This window comes from Glycomyces buryatensis, from assembly GCF_004912275.1.
GTDB lineage: Bacteria > Actinomycetota > Actinomycetes > Mycobacteriales > Micromonosporaceae > Glycomyces > Glycomyces buryatensis.
Genome location: NZ_STGY01000042.1, coordinates 1 through 18,935, shown reverse-complemented (window position 1 = coordinate 18,935; position 18,935 = coordinate 1). Strand labels below are relative to the sequence as shown.

Genomic DNA, 18,935 nt, shown 5'->3' with positions numbered 1-18,935 from the left:
GCGGTCTCCCCCGGGTGCTCATTCGCTCATGTCGGGCGGCTCGGCTTCGCTCATCCGCTCGGAGTCCCAGTGTTCGCTGAGCTCGTCGCCCGTCAGTTGGCCGGACACCTCGCCGGTGGGGCTGACGATACCGTCGGGGCCGCCGGGCGCGGGAGCGTCAGGCGTCGCCGCCTGCGCCAACACGATGGCGATCCCGGCGGCGGCCACCAGTGCCGCCGCACCGACGATGAGGTACGCGTTCCGCTTCCGCATGGCTTCCTCCGATAAGGAGGGGCGGCGGTGCCGCCGCCCCTCATAAGGGCCTACGACGTGCTCATTTCATTGTAGAAGTCCCAGGTCGAGTCGTCGAAGTACGAGCTGCGGTTCGCGTCCATGTCGTCGGTGATCGTGGAGGTCGCGCCGTTCGCCATGCCGAGTCCGGTGATGTCGTCCGAGTACTCCAGCAGCCAGGGACCGCCGCTGGCGCCGTGGCTGAGGTCGCAACCGATCTCGATGCGCGAGTCGAACCAGCCGACATCATAGGTCTCTCCCCAGCAGTGCCACTGGATCTCGTTGTTCTCGTGGTTCTCGGGGTAGCCGATGATGTGCATGTCCTGCTCGTAGCCCTGGCCGGTGGCGAAGCCGTGCCCGCCGGTGACCTCGGTGAGGTTCTGGCCGCTGTCGTTCGGCTCGACTAGGAGCATGCCGAGGTCGCGCTCCGGGTTGCCCCCGTCGTCGTAGTCGTCGTCCTCGTCATACCAGGAGGAGAAGACCGTCAGGGTGCCGATCCTGCCGTCCCATCGGCCGCGGGGCTCGGCACCGTCGTCGTAGCCCGGTACGAAGATGACGTTCGCCGACCAGTCGTCCTCGTCGCCGCCGCCGGTGTGGAGGCAATGGCCCACGGTGAGGACGAGGCTCTGGTTGTCGCTGACGATCGAGGACGCCGAACACCATGAGGGGTCGCCTTCCGGGTCGTCGAAGAACAGGCGCCCCGTGGCGTAGGAGTGGTCGATCTGGCTCGCCCCGAAATCGGCGTCGGGGGCGGTCGGCTCGGCGATCCGGGCGGTATCAGCGTCGGGAGTGGACTCCGGCCGGGGCGCTGTCTCGGGCTCGATCGCGGGTTCGCCGACGTCGGCCGGTTCGGCCGCGGCCATGCGCTCGGCCGTCCAGTGGGCGTCGAGGTCGGCCACCTGGCCCGAGGGAGCGCTGGTCTGTCCGGTCGTTCCCTCTGCGGTGCCGCTCGGCGCCTCGGGAGCGGCCGAGGCCGGGCTCGCGAGGAAGGCGAGCGCCGCGACCAGCGCAGCGAGGCAGGCGAGGGCCGCCCGCATTGATCGTTGGATGTTGTTGCGTTGCATGAAAGCTCCTCCGTGGGGATATTGAAATGGGAGGTTTGCCCACATGTTAGCGAGACATTCGCAAGATCACGGTTCACGCGAAATGAGCTGGGTCGTGCTCCGCCGAGGGACGGGCCCGCGCCGCCGGCGAAGGCGGCGCGGGCCCGTGGTTTCCCTTGCCTACCATTCGATCCATTCGGCGGTGCCGTAGTCGCCGCCCAGCTCCGTGGCCTTCAGGCCGCTGTAGCCGAGCGTCCACAGTTGGTCGCCGATGACGAGGCTGCGGACGATCTGGCCCTGGTAGTAGTCGCCGCCGCCCTCGCCGTGGGAGATCTCGGCTCGTTCGGTCAGCGTGTCGCCCTCGACCTCCAGGACCACGGCCGAGGCTCCGTCCTCGTAGTCGTTCCAGTCCTGCACCGGCAGCACCACTTTGCCCTCCCAGTAAAGGAACGCGTGCGGGTCCCACTCGGCTTCGGCGGCCGAGTCCGGCTGCTCGTACTGGTCGAGCACCACGGCCTCGTCGCCGCTGGTGTCGAACAGGCTCACCTGGAGCCCGGTCTGCATGCCGTCCTCAGTGGCCTCCTGGCCCACGCCGATCAACCGGTCATCGCCGGCCGGGTGCAGGTAGGCCGAGTAGCCGGTGATCTTGAGTTCGCCGGTGATCGTCGGATTTGAAGAGTCGGACAGGTCCAGTGTGTACAGTGGGTCGGTCTGGCGGAACGTCACCACGTAGCCGGTGTTCCCGATGAACCGCACGGCGTAGATCTGCTCGTCCAAGCCCATGTCGCTCACCGACCCGACCTCCGTCAGCGAGTCGTCGCCGATCTGGAGCACGGTCACGGTCGACTTCGATACCGGTTCGGCCTCGTCCTCGGTCGTATCCCCCTCGCTGCCCCACCAACCCCACGGGTCGCCCTCGGTCGTGGCGACCCGCAGGTGGCCGCCGAACTCGCTGAGCGAGTACTGGTTCAACAGCGACCCCGGCACCGAGGCCTCCCCGGCCAGGCGCGGCTGCTCGCCGTCGAACACGAACCGGTACAGCTCGGTCGTGGTGTCGGGGGTGTCGCCGTTCCACTGGTAGTCGTTGTGCGCGACGTAGAGGCTCTCGGCCGTGCCGTGGACGGTCCCGCCGTCGGCCAGGACCGTCGTCGGGCTGACGCCGTCCCATCCGCCGTCCACGGGCAGCGTCAGCACCGACAGCATCGACGTGCCGGTGTACTGGTCCGGGTGGGCGATGTCGCCGCAGGAGGTCCGGCCGTCCTCACCGTTGATGGAGTACGACGGGAGCCAGTCCTCGATCTCGGTGGCGCGCAACCCTTCCCGCAGCGTGCCCAGGTCCCCGTCGTCGTAGTACTCGTTCAGCGCCTCGTCGAGTTCGGGATACGAGCCGACCGCGAGGCGCACCTCGCCGTCGACCATGCGGGCGTCCACCAGGCCGCCGCCGAACCCGAAGGTGTCCAACTTCTCCCCGGTGGCCGGGTCGATCCGCTCCATCACGAACTCGGAGTGGTAGTCCTCGCCCTCGGTGCGTTCGGCCGTGTAGAGCACCAGCAGTTCGTCATCGCCGAGGAGCAGCTGGTGGTCCCAGGTCTGCTCGGCGTAGGGCTGCTCGGTGACGAGTTCGCCGGTGCTCGCGTCCACCACTCGCAGCACCGCGTCGAGCACGCTGTAGATGTAGCGACCGTCGGTCTTGACCAGGTCGGGCTCGTCCACGCCCGCGACGGCGTTATTGGTCTCCGAGTGCTCCGGGGCCGCAGGTTCCGCGGACGAGCCCGCGCTTTCGGCGGTCGCGGCCTCGTCCTCCAGGACCTCCTCGCCGCCGCGCAGCTGGTCGATCTGGCCCTGTTCGAGCTGGTATGCCAGCGTCGAGTCCTGGAGGCCCTTCAGCGCGTCGTCACAGGAGTTGAAGGCGGCCAACTGCACCGAGGCGCCGCCCCAGTCGGGCGGATCCGGTCTGTCCTCAGGGGTTTCGGAAGTACACGCGGCGGCCGCCAGCACGAGCGCGGCGCCGAGGGGTACGAGTATCTGTCTCATGTACCCTCCGACGCCGCGTGCGCGGTTTCGGTTCCCTCCGACCGGTGGCGCGAACGACCAGTGGCTTCGGTTCCCGGTTTTCATCCGTGATCTACCCTTTTGTGCCGCCGGACGTCAGGCCGGAGATCAGGTGCCGCTCGGCGAAGGCGTAGAAGATCAACGCCGGCAGCATCGCCAGCATGACGAACGCCAGCACCTTCGCCGTCTCGGACGAGTACTGGCCCTGGAACTGCGTGACGCCCAACGGGAGCGTCCACCACGTCGGACGGCTCAGCACCACCAGCGGCAGCAGGTACGAGTTCCACGACCCCACCAGTGCTAGCACCGACACCGTCGCCAGAACCGGGCGCGACATCGGCAGCAGGATCTGGGTGAAGAACCGCCACGGCCCCGCCCCGTCGATCGTCGCCGCCTCCTCGACCTCGCCGGGGATCGCCCGGAAGAAGCTGCGCAGGATGATGATCGTCAGCGGCAACCCGAACGCCGCCTGCGGCAGGATCACGCCCAGCGGACTGTTCAGCAGCTCGAACGTGCGCAAGATGATGAACAGCGGCAGCACCGCCACCGCGAACGGGAACATCATGCCCGCCGCGAACAGCGTGAACAGTCCCTCCCTGCCCCGGAAGTTATAGCGCGCGAACACGAACGCGACCATCGCCGAAGCCGCCACGACGATGAACGTCGTCACCAGGGCGATGAACACCGAGTTGAACAGCTGCCGCCAGAACGCCTCCGCCGCCAGCACATCGGTGTAGTTGGCCCAGTTCCATGGGCTGGGCAGCCCGAACGCGTTCTCCCGCAGCTGCTGGTTGTCCTTGAACCCGCCCAGCGCCGCGAACAGGATCGGGGTCGCCACGAACGCGAGCGTCGCGAACGCGGCCACGTACAGGCCGGTCGAGCGAAGGACCTTCGCGCGCAGGGTGTTGACGCTCATGCCTTGCTCCCTTCGGTCGAGGTCAGGGCGCCCTGGAGGTCGCGCTTGAGGACCAGGCGCTGGTAGCCCAGGGCGAAGACCAGGCTGATGAGGAACATGGCGATCGAAAGCGCCGAGGCGTAGCCGATCTGGTTGCGCCCGAAGCCCTCCTCGTACATGGTGATCGCGAGGGTCTCGGAGGCGTGGAACGGCCCGCCGTGCGTGAGGACGAAGACCAGGTCGAACAGCTGGACCGTGCCGATGACGGACAGGAACACCGTGATCCGCACCGTCGGGCCCATGAGCGGAATCGTGATGTGGCGGAACAGCTGCGGGCCGGTCGCCCCGTCGACGCGGGCCGCCTCGTACAACTCATCGGGGATGTTCTGGCGCGCCGCCAAGTACAGGATCATGTGGAATCCGAAGAACTTCCAGGTGAGGATTCCGAAGATGACGAACATGACCAGCGAGCGGTCCGACAGCCATCCGATCGACGCGTCCACGCCGACGCTCGCCAGGAGCGCGTCGGCGAAGCCCCGCCGGGGCGAGAAGATCAGTCCGAACAGGACGGCTGTGACGGCCTCGGTGAGGACGTACGGCACGAAGAACAGCAGCCGGAAGACCGCGCGCCCGGGAAAGCGCTGGTGCAGCAGCATGGCCAGCCCGAACGCCAGCGGCAGTTGGACGACGATCGAGAGGCCGACGACGAGGGCGAGTCGCCCCAGGTCGCCGAGGAAGACCTCGTCGGCCAACAGCGTCCGGAAGTTGTCCAGCCCGATGAAGTCGTTCGGCAGTCCGCCCAGCCCGTTCCAGCGGAAGAACGAGGTGTAGCCGGCGAAGCCCACCGGTACGAGCACGAACAGCGCGAACAGGACCAGGGCCGGAATGATGAAGACGGCCAACGTGACCGGGCCGGGCCGCCGCCCGGTCCGGGCGCGGCGGGGTTTGTCCCCGACGCGCCCGGCCGGGCGGCTCCGCGAGAGCGGCTCCGCCTGCTGGGGCTTCAATGTCACTTTTCGGCCGCCCACGCCTCATTGACCATCGCGACGAAGTCCTCGGGCGAGATCTCGCCGAGGACCAGGCCCTCGGAGGCCTCGTTCACCGTGCTGCCGATGGACGGCGGGTACGCCTGGTCGAGGTACAGCTGGGTTCCGGTGGCGGTGGCCATCGCGTCGACCACGAGCTGCTGTTCGTTGTTCATGTCCGGCACGACCGCGGCGGGGTCGGCCGCCACGGTGCTCATGTTCCCGTCCTTGACGACTTGGGCCTGGTTGTCCTCCTCGAGCAGGAAGCACATGAAGTCGACGACCTCGTCGGGCGATTCGGCGCCGGCGGCGAACCCGCCGCCGCCGCCGAGGAACTCGGTGGTCGTGCCCGCTCCGCCTTCGATGGCGGGGAAGGGGAAGAAGCTGAGCGCGTCGCCGGGCCCGTCGGTGCCGGAGTTGTCGCGCTGGGCCTGCGGGGCCCACTGGCCCATCAGCTCCATCGCGGCGCCGCCTTCGCCCATGAGGGCGGCCTGGCCGTCGGCCTGGTCGTAGGTCGCCGACTCGAAGCCCTCCTGGAAGGGTTCGAGGGCGGCCAGGTCGGCGAGCTTCTGGCCGGCCTCGGTGAAGCCGGGGTCAGAGAAGTCGCCGGCTTCGGCGGCCGCCTCGAGCCCGTCGAGGCCCAAGGTGCGCATGACCAGGTAGGTCCAGTAGTAGTGGGTGGGCCACTGGTCGGCGCCGCCGAGGGCGATGGGGGTGATGCCCGCTGCTTTGAGCTGTTCGACCGCGCCGAGGAACTCGTCCCAGGTCGCGGGCGGGGTGTCGATGCCGGCCTCGGCGAACAGGTCCATGTTGTACCAGAATCCGACGACGCCCTGGTCGAACGGGACGGCGTAGAGCCGGTCGTCGATCGTGTAGGCCTCGAGGGTGATCGGGTTGACCTTGTCGAGGCAGTCGACGTCGTCGGTGATGTCGCGGACGAGGCCGGCCTCGACCTGTTCGGCCAAGACGCCGCCGCCCCAGGTTTGGTAGAGGTCGGGCAAGGTCCCCGACTGGGCGGAGGTCGCCAGGCGTTCCTTGAAGGCCTCGTTGGCGATGGGTTCGACCTCGACGGTCAGGTCCGCCTCGGCGGCCCACTCGTCGGCCATTTCGGCCCAGGTGGTCTTCATCGGATCTTCGTTCTGGATGTGCCACCACGTGAGGTCGGCCGTGCTCTCGCCGCTGTCGCCGCAGGCGGTGGCGGTGAACGCCACTGCGGCCGCGGCCCCGGCGGCGAGGACCGCCCGGGCCCGACTCTGGGGTTTGCGCATCGGGATGTCCTTTCGAGGGATAGATGCTGCGAGGGATTGAGTTCCGAAACTTCCAGGAGAAGTATCGGAAACTTTCGATGCGGTCATACTACCGAGGCCGCCGGCGAATGTGAAGAGGGTCTCGCGAAGCGAAGTGCAACCGATGTGAACAGCGGGAGAACCCGGACCGAGAGGAAAGCGGATTCAACGCGATCGATGCGGAGAGGCGGGCCCCTGACATCGCATTCGACGCGTTCGACAGCACCGGCGGGCTGGGCGCACGAGATCGCGGCGTTGTCGGACCGTCACGAGATCGTTAGGACCGGCGGAGCCAGGAGCCAGGAGCACGGAATCGCGGCGCTGTCGTACCCCCGTGCGAGTGTTGAAACGGGGGTCCCAGGGGTCCGATTTGTGGGTATTCGCGGCATGAAAAAACCCGGCCCGTGCTTCGCACGTCCGGGTCGTTCGCATCGCGCTGCTTGGAGCGGGTGACGGGAATCGAACCCGCTTCTCAACCTTGGGAAGGTCGCATTCTACCAGTGAACTACACCCGCGAACTCCGGCGAACGGAGCCAGAGCGAGTATACAAGGGCGTACCGCCCGCGCCCGCAGCCCCCGTCGGCAGGGATGGCGCCGAACGTGAACGAGGTGGCGGCGGGACCCTCCGTGGGGAAGGACCCCGCCGCGCGGGAGGAGAGCTAGAGGGCGGCCAGTGCCGCGTTGATGTCGTCGTAGAGGAACGCGACGTTCGAGTACACGCCCGGGTTGCCGGCGTCGGCGCAGCCGTAGCCCCAGCTGACGATCCCGACCAGGACGGGCTCGCCGGTCGTGTCCATGAGCGGACCGCCCGAGTCGCCCTGGCAGGAGTCGACCCCGCCGCTCTCCAGATCGCCGGCGCACAGCATCGTGTCGGCGTCGAACTCGGCGCCGTAGGCGCCGCCGCAGTCGGCGTCGGTGATGTAGGGGACGTCGACGAACAGCAGCTCGTCGGAGGCGGCGCCGCCGGACGAGGTGGTGCCCCAGCCGGAGACCTGGAGGGTGCTGAAGTCCTCGGTGTCCTCGGTGTTCAGAGCGATCGGCTCAGCCCCGGGGATCGGCTCGGCGAGGGTGATGAGCGACCAGTCGTTGACCATCGTGGACCCGTCGAAACCGTCGGCGACCATGACGTCGGCGACCTCGTAGGTCTCGGTGGAGGTGATGTCGACCGAGCCGTGGCGGATGACCACGTCGGCGGCAGCGCTGCCCTCGGTGCAGTGGGCGGCGGTGAGGACGACGTCCTCGGCGATGAGCGAGCCGCCGCAGTAGTTGTACGACGGGTCGGAGGCGTCGGCCAGCGCCACCTGCCACGGGAACTGGCCCTCGGCGGCCGGTGAGCCGCCGACGATCATGGCGCCTGCGTCGCTCTGGACGGCGACGTCGCCGTCGGTGGAGGCGTTGTCCGCGAAGGCGCCGGTGGAGGTGAACGCCAGCGCCGCGGCGCCGAGTCCGGCGGCCGCGACGGCCCCGAACCGGATGAGGTTCTTCTTGCGGTTGTGCACGCGCACAGTCCTTCCGAGGAGGGTGGATTCGATAGTTTGGGAGGTTTTGCCTGCCATTTCGGAGCCTACGGGAAGTTACCTCAGAGTAGAAGATTTGGGGCGCATCGGGTTTTTCAGTGAATAGGGCGCGATTAACCATTCTGAAACAGCAATAAGGACGGAGGCCGTGAATCATTCCATTTCGGCCTGACGCGGCGAGGACCCGCGCCGGATGGCGCGGGTCCTCATTCCTGTATGGATTCGGGGGTTCCCCCGGGGTATTGCCTTAGTTCGCGGGGGCCTCGGTGGGCTCTTCAGTGGGCTCGTCGGTCGGCTCGGGCTCGGTGGGGTCCTCCGGGTCCTCGGGCTCCTCCGGGTCCTCTCCGCCGCCGCCCCAGCCGGCGATGACCTCGTCGATGGTCTCGGTGAAGGCGCTCACCTCGGCGTACACGCCGGGGTAGCCGGCCTCGGCGCAGCCGTTGCCCCAGCTGACGATGCCGGCGAGGGTCAGCACGCCCTCCTCGTCGTAGCCCATGAGCGGGCCGCCGGAGTCACCGGAGCAGGAGTCGATGCCGCCGTTCTCGAAGTCGCCGGCGCACACCATCGACGCGGCGTCGATCTCGGCGCCGTAGACGTCCTCGGCCGCGCAGGTCTCGTCGTCGACGAAGGGGACCTCGACCCAACGGGCGAGTGCGGGGTACTCGTCGTCTTCGGTCAGGCCCCAGCCGGCGACCTCGAAGGTCTCGAACTCGGCGGCCTCGGTGTCCAGGCCGATCGGCTCGACGTCGACGGGCTCGGCGAGCTTGAGCAGCGCCCAGTCGTTGGCGAACTGGCTGGGGTCGCCGTAGTCCTCGGCGACGTGGACGTCGGCGACCTCGGTGGTGACGACGTCTTCGGATTCGAGGTCGACCGAACCGGAGAAGACGGCGAGTTCGGCGGGATCCTCGGTCTCCACGACGCAGTGCGCGGCGGTGAGGACGACGTCTTCGGTGATGACCGAGCCGCCGCAGAACTGGTTTTCGTAGGGGGTGCCCTCGGTGCTGTTGGCGCCGACGCCGACGAGCCAGGGGTACTGGCCTTCGGCGACCTCTTCGCCGCCGATGACCATGGCTCCGGCGTCGTTGTCGCCCTCGGCCGAGTCGGCGTTGGCGGCGGTGGCGGCCCAGGCGATCGCGGCGGCGCCGAGACCTGCTGAGATGCCGGCGCCCAACCGGATGAGCTTCTTCTTCGTCCTGTCCACTGTGAATCCTTTCGGGATGGATGCGAGGGTTGGCCGTTTCAGCCTTCCTAGACCGAAAGACGCGTTGCGCGCGCTTGGCGGTTGCTTGAGGGTTATGGAGTTCATTCAGTGAATTAAAGGTATTCGATATGAACTGTCACTGAAGTAGGGGGTGCGCTGCCGCTCGGGCGCGGTGACGGCCGGGGTCGGCCTCCTCCTGCCCGCGTTCCCGAAAGCGGCGGCAACGGACCAAACCACCATGACACGGGCATGCAAACGGGCCCGCCGACGGGTGTCGGCGGGCCCGGCAGAAATCGGGTGCCCTTGCGGGGGGCGACGGGTCGTGCCCCGCCTCAGTGCTCTTCGGTGGCGAGGTCCTTGCCCAGGTGGAGGGAGTCGTCCTCGTAGGCGTAGTAGCCGAACGGGGCGATGTCGACGTAGCCGATCGAGCGGTACATCGCGATCACCTCGGGCTGCTTCGGGCCCGATTCGAGGATGACTCGCCCCCGTCCAGCGGCGGCCGCGGAGGCCTCGACGGCGGCGACGAGCCGCTTCGCCAGACCCTGGCGGCGGGCCCCTTCGCGGACGTAGATCCGCTTCATCTCGGCGTCGGTCGCCTCGTGGGCGCGCCAGCCGCCGCATCCGGCCGGTACGCCGTCCTCGTCGTAGGCGACGAGGAAGTCGCCGTGCGGCTGGTCGAAGTGGCCGTTTTCCAAGGGAGTCCCGTCGCCGTCGCCGTAGCGGCGGACGTATTCGTCGTGGAGCTCGGCGCAGAGTTGCTGTGCGACCGGCGAGTCGAACGGGGTACGCGAAAGAGTGAACTGCACGTCCTCCAGATTGACACGTCCGATTGGGCCACGCCAGCGCTTATGATCCGCATCCCCGCCGGTGGGGCGGCGGGTCGGGCTTGCCCCGATTTGGGCTCACGGCCGGCTTTCGGTTCTGTGGACCGGGCGGGCGAATAGAATTTCGCGACCGGCACCTCGGCCGGTGCCGACGCGGGGACTACTACGATCTTCACATCGGCGGTAGTCGCATCGGGGTTCGACTCCGGGTGGACCGGCGCCCAGAGGGTCGTGCTGCGACGGGGGAGGAACATGAGACGCACAGGCAAGCGGGCCGCTTGGTCCTCGCCGTCCGTGCGTTCGATGTTCACCGCGGCCTTCACCACCATGGTGGTGCTGGTCGGACTCCAGCTCGCGGTGCGCGGCGAGGCGCACGCGATCTCGTGGTTGGCCCTGCCGCCATTGGTCGCCTCGGCGTTCATGGCCTGGCGCTGGGTGGTCGGGATCGGCCTGGTGAGCCTGGGCGGCGCGTTCATCGCCGTGTGGGTGGTGCATTCCTTCAACGCCTTCGCCATGGTCGACCACGCCGTGGACCTGCTCGTCGTCTCAGCGGCCGTGGCCATCGCGGCGGCGATCGCGGTGGTGCGCGAGCGCGAGGACGAGCGGCTGCGGGAGCTGACGCAGCTGGCCTCGGTGGTGCAGCAGGCGATCCTGCGCCCGATCGACAATCGCCTGGGGCCGTTCGACATCGCCGCCCGGTACGTGTCGTCCCGGTCGGGCGCCGAGATCGGCGGGGACCTGTACGAGGCGCTCGACACCGAGTTCGGGGCGCGGATCATCATCGGCGACGTCAGAGGCAAGGGCCTGGACGCGGTTCGCCTGTCCTCGACGGTGCTCGGCTCGTTCCGGCACGTGGCGTTCGAACGCCCGGAGCAGCGGTCCATGATCGCGGACCTCGACCGGGCGGTGGCCCGCGGCGCCGACGACGAGGACTTCGTGACAGCCGTCCTGGCACAGGAGCGCGGCGGGACCCTCGAGATCGTCAACTGCGGTCATCCGGCGCCGATGCTGGTGCGAGACGGTGTGGCCACGTACCTGGTGCCGGAGTCGATGGCGCCCCCGCTGGGTCTCGGGCCGGCGGCGCGGGAGCTGACGGTGCGGCTCCAGCCGGGCGACCGGATTTTCCTCTACACGGACGGCCTGGCCGAGGCGAGACGGGCCGGCGAGTTCTTCCCGATCAAGGACCGGGCGTGGAGCCTGATCGGCCACGGCAACGTCGGCGACGGACTCGCCTCCCTGGAGACGGCCCTGCGCCGGTGGGTGGGCGGCCCGCTGACCGACGACATCGCGCTGCTCTTGCTGGACTACCGCCCGGAGTCGGATTAGCGACTCATCGCACCACCTCCTCGCGGCGGTCGGCCGGTATTCGCAGTACTCGGGACAGGACCGGGCGGGTGCGGCGGTGCCGCCCGATGTAGGCGGGTCGGGTCCGGGAGACGAGTTGCTCGGCAACGGTTCGGATCATGACGGCTCTCCTGGTAGCTGGTGCCGGGTCAGGTGCTTCGGTGCCGGTGTGGTGCTCAGGTGTCGCACAGGTGGTCTGTTGCTTGGTTCAACGAGGCACAGTCCTGCCAGTTACGGCGAAGGCGAGAAAAACGCGCCACGGTGGCGACACGCCGAATTAAGGCTGGTCAAAGCCCGGGTCTTGAGGGATACTTGAGATAGCTACTGACGGGTAATATGATGAGGGTTACCACCGAGTACTGGAGGACCCGCAATGACGCACTTCCGCCACAATCTCCGAGACCTGGAGTTCAACCTCTTCGAGGTTTTCGGAGCGGACCAGATCCTCGACCACGAGGCGTACGGCGACCTCGACGTCGAGACCTCTCGCGAGATTCTGTCCGAGCTCGCCCGGCTCTCGGAGTCCGAGCTCGCCTCCAGTTACGTCGAGGGCGACCGCAATCCGCCGGTCTACGACCCCGCCGCGCACACGGTGTCCCTGCCCGAGTCGTTCAAGAAGTCCTACCGCGCCTTCATGGAGGCCGAGTACTGGCGTCTCGACCTGCCCGAGGCGCTCGGCGGCACCGTCGCCCCGCGCATGCTCTGGTGGTCGATGGCCGAGCTCGTCCTGGGCGCCAACCCGGCACTGTGGATGTACGCGGCCGGGACCTCCTTCGCCCACAGCGTCTATGTAGAAGGCACTGACGAGCAGAAGGAATGGGCCAAGCTCTTCATCGACAAGCAGTGGGGCGCCACGATGGTCCTCACCGAACCCGACGCGGGCTCCGACGTCGGCGCGGGCCTCACCAAGGCCTACAAGCAGCCCGACGGCTCCTGGCACATCGAGGGCGTCAAGCGGTTCATCACCTCGGGCGACCAGGACATGACCGACAACATCATCCACTACGTACTCGCGCGTCCGGTGGGTGAGGAAGGCGTCGGCGGACCCGGCACCAAGGGCCTGAGCCTCTTCATCGTCCCCAAGTACGAGTTCGACCCGGCCACCGGCGAGCTCGGCGAGCGCAACGGCGTCTACGCCACCAATATCGAGAAGAAGATGGGCCTCAAGGTCTCGGCCACCGCCGAACTTACCTTCGGTGAGAAGACCCCCGCCAAGGGCTGGCTGCTCGGCGAGAAGCACGAGGGCATCCGCCAGATGTTCCTCATCATCGAGTACGCCCGGATGATGGTGGGCACCAAGGCCATCGCGGCGCTCTCCACCGGCTACCTGAACGCGCTCGACTACGCCAAGAGCCGCGTCCAGGGCGCCGACCTGCTGCAGTCGACCGACAAGACCGCGCCGCGCGTGCCGATCATCAGGCACCCGGACGTCCGCCGGTCCCTCCTGATGCAGAAGAGCTATACCGAGGGACTGCGCGCCCTGGTCTCCTACACCGGCTACTGGCAGGACAAGTCCCGCCTGGCCGAGTACGACGGCGACGACGACGGGGCCGAGACCGCCAAGAAGGTCAACGACCTGCTGCTGCCGCTCGTCAAGGGCTGCGGTTCCGAACGCGCCTACGACCTGCTCAGCTCCGAGTCCCTCCAGACGTTCGGCGGCTCGGGATACCTCCAGGACTACCCGCTGGAGCAGTACGTCCGCGACGCCAAGATCGACACGCTCTACGAGGGCACCACCGCGATCCAGAGCCTCGACTTCCTGTTCCGCAAGATCATCAAGGACAACGGCGAGGCGCTCATGGTCGTCGCCGGCGAGATCATGCAGTCCACCGAGGACGGGCACGAGGACCTGGCCGAGGTCCGCGGCAAGGTCCAGCGGGCGCTGGGCGACGTCCAGGGCATCCTCGAAGCGCTCCAGCCGGCCCTCATGGGCCCCATGGAAGGACAGCCGCGCGAGCTGTACAAGGCCGGGCTCCACTCACGGCGCCTGCTGCTGGCGGTCGGCGACCTCATGGTCGGCTGGCTCCTGCTGCGCCAGGCCGAGGTCGCGCAGGCGAAGCTCGACAGTGCCGCTGACAACCCTGGCGCCGACGACGACTTCTACCGCGGCAAGGTCGCCGGGGCGAAGTTCTTCGCCCGCGAGGTCCTGCCGCGACTGACCGCCGACCGCAAGATCGTCGAGGCCGCCGAACTGACCGCGATGGACATGCCCGACGAGGCCTTCTAGGAACGGCTCTCCCCAGCTGACAACACCATCCGGCCGGCCGGGCCCGCTCACCGAGACGGTCCCCGGCCACCGAAAGCCTTCCACCGCAAGCGCCCGCGCCTCCCCGCGGGCGCTTGCTCATACCTCGGCCAGACCGGTGGTCGAAGCGTCGAAGCCCTCGAACATCGCGGCGATATCGCCATCGGTCCCGTCCATGTCGGCCCCGGCGGTGTCGGCCAGCGCCTGGATCAGGCCGTGCAGGGTCCCGCGCAGGTACTGCAGGTTGCGCCAGGTGGCGGCGCGGAAGTCGAGGTACTGCTCCAGGGCGTTCTCGGTCGCGCCCGGCGCCGAACCGAACGCCGGGGCCCTGCTGAGGGCGCCCTCGCCGATCACCGGGATCACCTCGGCCTCAAGCTGGTCGAGCAGCCCCTGGAGGAACTGCCGGTACTCCTCGATGGCGGTGGCGTCGAACTCGCGTACATCACTCATGATTGCCGTCCTCGCTGGTTTCGATCGGGCGATAGAAAAGTTTCCCGCCGCCACCGCTGGTTTCGATCAAGCGAGAGAAACCATCGTCAGTCTTTCGATCAAGCGACAGAAACCCCGTGGCGCCGGCGGTCATTACACGTACGGGTCGTCCTTGGGGCTGATGTAGCCCCACACGTTGTCGCTCTCCCGCCGCGTCAAGTCCTGCTTGCCGTCGTCCTGGCCGGACTCGCCCTTGCCTTTGCCCTTATCGCCGCTCCCCGTGGACGCTTTCGAACCCGGCGCCCCCTGGGCGGCCCCCGGAGCCATGGTCGTCCGGGAGCCGCCCGCGCCGCCGGAGCCGCTGGTGGTCGGCACCGTGGCGGTCGGGGTGGGAGTGAACGAACTCGAAGCGGTCTGCGGCACCGGACTCGGGCCGCCGCCCGGCCCGGCGCCGGACGCACCACCGATTCCGGCGCTGCCACCGGTCCCGAAGCCGCCACCGCTGGCCAGACCTCCCGAGGCGTCCTCGTCCGCTTCGTCTCCCTCCCAAGGGGTCTCGTCCTCGGGCTCCTCGTCGCGACTCGAGCCGTCACCGCCGGGCGGCGTCGGGCTCGGATCCTGCGTCGTCTCGGGGCTGACCGGCGCCGACGGCTGCTCCGCCTCCGGCTCGGCCAGATCCATATGCGCCGCATCGGCACTGGCCGGGTACGGCTTCTCCTCGCCGGTCGCGCTCAACTGCTCGAACTCCGTGGACTGGTCGCCGCGCTTCTGGGCGATGTCCTCGTCGATCGCGGCCTGCCGCTCGGTGTAGGCCGCGAATTCGGCCTCCACCTGGGACCCGAACTGCTCCTTGGCCTCCTCGCCGACCAGGGTCCGCACGTCGGCGACAAGCGTGCCGAGGCCGCTCATGCCCTCCCCCACGCGCTCCTCGATGAACTCGCGCACCTCCGTCGCCAGGTTCGGATCGGCCCCCGCCAACTTGAGGGCCTTCTCGGCCTCCTCGCAGGTCATGAGGATGCAGTCGCCCTGCCACCAGGCCGGGCGCACGTGGATCGCCGTCAGATTGCTCCACTCGCCCTCGATGCCGACCAACGGCGCCGGATAGGGGATCTCGCCCGAGTCGCCGCCCTGAAGGGTGTAGACGGCGTCCTCGCGCAGCTCCAGTTCGGTTGCGGTGGCATCAATGTCGTCCAGGACGCCGTCCACGAGGGAGCGGGCCTGCTCGATCTGCGCGGCGAACGCGTCGAAGTCGGTACCCGCCCAAGCGGCCGACAGGTCGGTCAGGCGCGACCTCATCAGATCCGGCCAGTCGGCCATCGCCCCCGCGACCTCCCCGGTCCACGCCTCGCGCAGCCGCTCCAGCGAATGGTCATCGGCCGTTTCGGGGCGCACCGCCGCGACCGCGGACCGGAAGTCGTCCTCGGTCGGGTAGGCCATGCCCTCGCAGCGCGGCTTGAGCCGGTGCAACTGGCCGGCGACCGGGACGGCCGACGCCAACTGCACCCAGTCGGCCTCCGCGGGATGCTCGACCGGATGCGGGCAGGACCCGGCTGCGCAACCGACCCGGCCCGAGGAGGCCGAATCCGACGCCGCGTCGCCACCGATCGTGAAATAGAAACCCGAGCCCAACGAGGTCGCAGCAGACGTCGCAGCCGTGTCCTCCTCCGCCGTAGCGTCGCCGAACGTGAAATAGAACCCGCTGTCGCTCATCGGAAGCGCACCTCCAGTCGTCGTCCTTCGCTGCCGGACCCCATAGAAGAGCGCCGCCTCCCCGATCCGTCCCGGGTCGATCCGCCCCGGCCCGGGACCGACCCGGGAGGCGGCGGGCGACATTGCTCAGGTCGCCGCCGGGCGGCCGCCCGGACGGGCGCATTCGGCAATTGGAGGAACCATGCCCGTGCACATGGACATCGAGGACGTGCGAACTGGCGGCAACCGCCTTCGCATGCTCGCAACCCAGTCCAAGAACGCGTCCGACCGGGTCCAAACCCCGGCGGCGACCGCCGCCGACACCAACCCCGGCTTCACCGCGGGCGGCGCCGGGAAGCAGTGGCAGACCGCGCTGGCGAACGTCACGGCGGGCCTGGAGCGGCGCATGGACTGGCAGGGCTCGCAAGTCGTCGGGAGCGCCAACGACCTGGACAGCAGCGACCAGCAGACCGGCAACCGGTTCAAGACGGTCTCGGGCGAGCTGCCCGGGCACCAGTCCTGATAGGAGGAAATCAGATGTCCACGTATCGAGAGGCACTGTCGGCGCAGCCGATGGAATTCGTCAACTTCGGGACGGAAATGGCCGGTTCGGCCTCCGACCTGCTCGACTACAAGTCGTCCTACCGGGCGAACGTCGACGATCTCAACGGCCACTGGGAAGACAGCGCCAACGACGCCTTCAACGACGACGCGGAGGTCGTCGGCAACCACGTGCAGCAGCTGTCCGGGCAGGTGACGACGGCGGCGCAGCAGATCACCGCCGCCGGACTCCAGCTGCACACCGATGTCATGTCGCTCAAGTCGATCGACGCGGCGGCGCACGCGCAGGGCTTCGGCGTGGAGCCGGCGCCGCTGGTGACGCTGGGGAAGATGCACCGGCTGGCGATCGCGATGTCCTGGCCGAACGGGGCGGCGCTCGAGGCCTCGCTGCAGGCGCAGGCGGCGGCACTGACGTCCGCGATGCAGGCCGGCCTGGCGATGGTCAACGCCGCCGACGTCCAGGCGGCGACCGCCATGACCGCGGCGGCGGAAGCATTGCAGCCCTTGAGTGACAAGGGCGGTACCCCCGTCGAGGACGAGGCCCCGACCGGCAGCGGCGACGATTCAAGCGCCGGTGGCGCCGGCGCGGAGGAAGAGGAGCCCACAGAAGAAGAAACCTCAGAGGCGGAGCAGGAGTCGGAGGAGCAGCCGACCGACCCGGAAGGCCAGCAGCAGCCCGAGACGCCGCAAGAGCCGACGATGCCCCAGACCCCCACCGACCCGGGCGGCTACGAGCAGCCCGAATTGGACGACTTCGATGACACGGACAACCCATGGGCGAACGCCGAACCGTTCGACCCCGACGAGCTCGGCGGCCTGGCCTCCGGCGGCAGCGGCGGCGGTCTCGGAGCCGGAGGTGGCGGCGGCCTGAGCTCCGGTGGCGTCCCGGGCGCGGGCACCGGATCCGGTGCGGGCCTTGGCGGTGGCGTCCCCACGGGCATGGCGACGGCCCCGGCCCCTGTCCCGGTTGGCGCCGGCAGGCCTGGAGGCGGCGGCGCGATGATGGGCGGCGCGGGCGGCGGGCGAGGAGCGAGCGGCCAGAACGACGAGGAGACCAGCCGCGAATCCCGCCTCACCGAGGACCCCGACGAGGACGTCTGGGGGATCAACGCCCCCGACGACGACCCCTATGCCTAACCGGCGTCCCGCCGGTCCTCTTCGCTGGGTGCTATCCCCCGATTGCGGTGCCGGGCTGTGTTGTGGTCGGTGCGGGTGCGGGTGCGGGTGCGGGTGCGGGTGCGGGTGCGCGGCTGGTGGCCGCGCACCCACGCCTCTCCCGCGGGTGGCCCTTGCAGGAGCCGCGTGCGGCGGAGCCCCGCACGCGGACTGGCCTAGAGAACTGAGTACGCGACGGTAGACGATCTACGAGGCATTGCAGACGCGCGACTATGGCCGGACCGACGGATCGCGGCTGTAATCGAAGCATGAACCAGCACAGCGAAACCGAAGCTCCCGTCGCCTTGATCGTCGTATCCCACCACCGCTCGGATTCGCTGACCGCGGCCGTGGCCGAGCGGACCGCGGCGCGAGTGGCAGCCGCGGGTTACCGCATCGACCTGCTCGACCTGCACGCCGAAGGATTCGACCCGCGGGGTGGCGTCGCCGACGAACCCGAGTACGGCAACCACGACAAGCGCTACTCGGACGAAGTCCACCGCCACATCGCCCGCGTCCACGCCGCCGACTTGGTCATACCGGTCTTTCCGATCTGGTGGTTCGGCCTCCCGGCCCTGCTCAAGGGCTGGTTCGACCGAGTGTGGAACTACAACCTCGCCTACGGGAGCCAAAGCAGGCCCGCCATGGAGGGCAAACGGATGCTGTGGCTGGCGCTCGCCGGCCTCACCGCCGACGACGAAAACGCTGACCTCATCACTGCGCTCCTCGAAGGAACCCTGCGCCGCGGCATTTCGGAATACTGCGGCATCCCCGACACCCACACTGCCGCCCTCTATGACAGCGAAGCCGGAGACCTCACCGGAGAAGCCCGCGACCGCCACTACCGCGACCTCTTCGCCCAGGCCGACAACGCCGTAGACAAACTCCTCGCAGGGTGAGGCACCGGCGGCGCACCCTGCATACGCTGATCAAATGAATGACGTTCACGGAACGTTCGAGAATCCACCAGAGCTCACACAGGACCTGATCACCGAGGCGATCGATCTCGCGCTTGCCGACAAAACCCAGGAGACCCCGGCGATCGAGGCACTCGTCGGTGTCGCGCTCACTGGTACGGACCGCGCATTCATCGAACGCTGCTGCCTCAAGGCCGGAAGCAGCACGTCATCGGGTGCCAAGCTGCTCGGCATCGCCGGACTCTGCTTGGGACACACGGCCCGCAGGTTCGGACGGTTGAGCCCGGAAGCAATCCGACTTGCGCGATCACTCGCCGCCCGAGCACGACTCGATCCGTCCGACGTGAGCACCAACGCCATTGACGGCCACGACGACATCACCTGGATCCTGCGCCGTGCCCGGGCCAAGTGGCGTCGAGGGCGGCGGTGAGCCGAAGTCGGGTGGTGCGGGCGGGCGACTGGGTGTCGCCCGCCCGCGTTTC

At 68.6% G+C, this 18,935-nt stretch carries 19 protein-coding genes and 1 tRNA gene; 6 read left to right on the top strand and 14 right to left on the bottom strand.

The window, feature by feature from the left end:
* Positions 1–18: 18 nt before the first annotated feature.
* The 10 genes from FAB82_RS10485 to FAB82_RS10440 all read right to left on the bottom strand — a co-directional run bounded on the left by FAB82_RS10485 (position 19) and on the right by FAB82_RS10440 (position 10,095).
* Entirely contained in the window at positions 19–252 is a 234-nt protein-coding gene (locus FAB82_RS10485) for a hypothetical protein (protein ID WP_136534492.1), read from the bottom strand.
* Between the two features lie 50 nt (positions 253–302).
* On the bottom strand, positions 303–1,334 hold the full coding sequence (locus tag FAB82_RS10480; RefSeq protein ID WP_136534491.1) for a trypsin-like serine peptidase: 1,032 nt from the start codon (positions 1,332–1,334) through the stop codon (positions 303–305).
* A 159-nt stretch (positions 1,335–1,493) separates the two neighbouring features.
* The gene (locus tag FAB82_RS10475; protein ID WP_168801533.1) at positions 1,494–3,347 is read right to left on the bottom strand and encodes a beta-propeller domain-containing protein; all 1,854 of its coding nucleotides are present in this window, start codon (positions 3,345–3,347) and stop codon (positions 1,494–1,496) included.
* Between the two features lie 91 nt (positions 3,348–3,438).
* The gene (locus FAB82_RS10470) at positions 3,439–4,281 is read right to left on the bottom strand and encodes a carbohydrate ABC transporter permease (protein WP_136534489.1); all 843 of its coding nucleotides are present in this window, start codon (positions 4,279–4,281) and stop codon (positions 3,439–3,441) included.
* Positions 4,278–5,273 carry a carbohydrate ABC transporter permease gene (locus FAB82_RS10465; RefSeq protein WP_211116506.1) on the bottom strand — a complete coding sequence of 332 codons (996 nt, stop codon included), beginning with the start codon at positions 5,271–5,273 and terminating at the stop codon, positions 4,278–4,280. Before FAB82_RS10465 ends, FAB82_RS10470 begins: the two co-directional genes overlap by 4 nt.
* Complete coding sequence (locus FAB82_RS10460; RefSeq protein WP_136534488.1) at positions 5,270–6,553, bottom strand: extracellular solute-binding protein; 1,284 nt, start codon at positions 6,551–6,553, stop codon at positions 5,270–5,272. Before FAB82_RS10460 ends, FAB82_RS10465 begins: the two co-directional genes overlap by 4 nt.
* A 459-nt stretch (positions 6,554–7,012) precedes the next feature.
* Positions 7,013–7,086: transfer RNA gene (locus FAB82_RS10455), tRNA-Gly, on the bottom strand.
* 144 nt (positions 7,087–7,230) lie between these two features.
* Positions 7,231–8,070 (bottom strand): serine protease, encoded by an 840-nt coding sequence (locus FAB82_RS10450; RefSeq protein WP_168801532.1) that lies wholly within the window; start codon positions 8,068–8,070, stop codon positions 7,231–7,233.
* 265 nt (positions 8,071–8,335) lie between these two features.
* Positions 8,336–9,289: a S1 family peptidase gene (locus FAB82_RS10445; protein ID WP_168801531.1), complete on the bottom strand. Its 954-nt coding sequence runs from the start codon at positions 9,287–9,289 to the stop codon at positions 8,336–8,338.
* A 332-nt stretch (positions 9,290–9,621) separates the two neighbouring features.
* Positions 9,622–10,095 (bottom strand): GNAT family N-acetyltransferase, encoded by a 474-nt coding sequence (locus tag FAB82_RS10440; RefSeq protein ID WP_136534485.1) that lies wholly within the window; start codon positions 10,093–10,095, stop codon positions 9,622–9,624.
* Positions 10,096–10,365: 270 nt separating this feature from the next.
* On the opposite strand from FAB82_RS10440, the gene FAB82_RS10435 reads away from it, so the two are divergent.
* Positions 10,366–11,439 carry a PP2C family protein-serine/threonine phosphatase gene (locus FAB82_RS10435; RefSeq protein ID WP_211116505.1) on the top strand — a complete coding sequence of 358 codons (1,074 nt, stop codon included), beginning with the start codon at positions 10,366–10,368 and terminating at the stop codon, positions 11,437–11,439.
* Between the two features lie 4 nt (positions 11,440–11,443).
* On the opposite strand, the gene FAB82_RS28355 is transcribed toward FAB82_RS10435, so the two are convergent.
* Positions 11,444–11,578 carry a hypothetical protein gene (locus FAB82_RS28355; protein WP_281276889.1) on the bottom strand — a complete coding sequence of 45 codons (135 nt, stop codon included), beginning with the start codon at positions 11,576–11,578 and terminating at the stop codon, positions 11,444–11,446.
* Positions 11,579–11,830: 252 nt separating this feature from the next.
* Between FAB82_RS28355 and FAB82_RS10430 the strand changes: the two genes are divergently transcribed.
* Positions 11,831–13,684: an acyl-CoA dehydrogenase gene (locus tag FAB82_RS10430; RefSeq protein ID WP_136534484.1), complete on the top strand. Its 1,854-nt coding sequence runs from the start codon at positions 11,831–11,833 to the stop codon at positions 13,682–13,684.
* Between the two features lie 117 nt (positions 13,685–13,801).
* Here the strand turns inward: FAB82_RS10430 and FAB82_RS10425 are convergent, their stop codons facing one another.
* Genes FAB82_RS10425 through FAB82_RS10420 form a run of 3 tightly spaced genes read right to left on the bottom strand, consistent with a single transcriptional unit; the run spans position 13,802 to position 15,841 of the window.
* Positions 13,802–14,152 carry a hypothetical protein gene (locus FAB82_RS10425; protein ID WP_136534483.1) on the bottom strand — a complete coding sequence of 117 codons (351 nt, stop codon included), beginning with the start codon at positions 14,150–14,152 and terminating at the stop codon, positions 13,802–13,804.
* Positions 14,145–14,285, bottom strand: a complete 141-nt coding sequence (locus tag FAB82_RS27045) for a hypothetical protein (protein WP_168801530.1) — start codon at positions 14,283–14,285, stop codon at positions 14,145–14,147. The genes FAB82_RS10425 and FAB82_RS27045 overlap by 8 nt, the downstream gene beginning before the upstream one ends.
* Positions 14,285–15,841 (bottom strand): hypothetical protein, encoded by a 1,557-nt coding sequence (locus FAB82_RS10420; RefSeq protein ID WP_136534482.1) that lies wholly within the window; start codon positions 15,839–15,841, stop codon positions 14,285–14,287. The genes FAB82_RS27045 and FAB82_RS10420 overlap by 1 nt, the downstream gene beginning before the upstream one ends.
* A gap of 181 nt (positions 15,842–16,022) precedes the next feature.
* On the opposite strand from FAB82_RS10420, the gene FAB82_RS10415 reads away from it, so the two are divergent.
* The 4 genes from FAB82_RS10415 to FAB82_RS10400 all read left to right on the top strand — a co-directional run bounded on the left by FAB82_RS10415 (position 16,023) and on the right by FAB82_RS10400 (position 18,883).
* Positions 16,023–16,343: a hypothetical protein gene (locus FAB82_RS10415; RefSeq protein WP_136534481.1), complete on the top strand. Its 321-nt coding sequence runs from the start codon at positions 16,023–16,025 to the stop codon at positions 16,341–16,343.
* Between the two features lie 14 nt (positions 16,344–16,357).
* The gene (locus tag FAB82_RS10410; protein WP_136534480.1) at positions 16,358–17,518 is read left to right on the top strand and encodes a hypothetical protein; all 1,161 of its coding nucleotides are present in this window, start codon (positions 16,358–16,360) and stop codon (positions 17,516–17,518) included.
* 287 nt (positions 17,519–17,805) lie between these two features.
* Positions 17,806–18,435 (top strand): NAD(P)H oxidoreductase, encoded by a 630-nt coding sequence (locus FAB82_RS10405; protein WP_136534479.1) that lies wholly within the window; start codon positions 17,806–17,808, stop codon positions 18,433–18,435.
* Between the two features lie 34 nt (positions 18,436–18,469).
* On the top strand, positions 18,470–18,883 hold the full coding sequence (locus FAB82_RS10400; protein ID WP_168801529.1) for a hypothetical protein: 414 nt from the start codon (positions 18,470–18,472) through the stop codon (positions 18,881–18,883).
* The last annotated feature ends 52 nt before the right edge of the window (positions 18,884–18,935 follow it).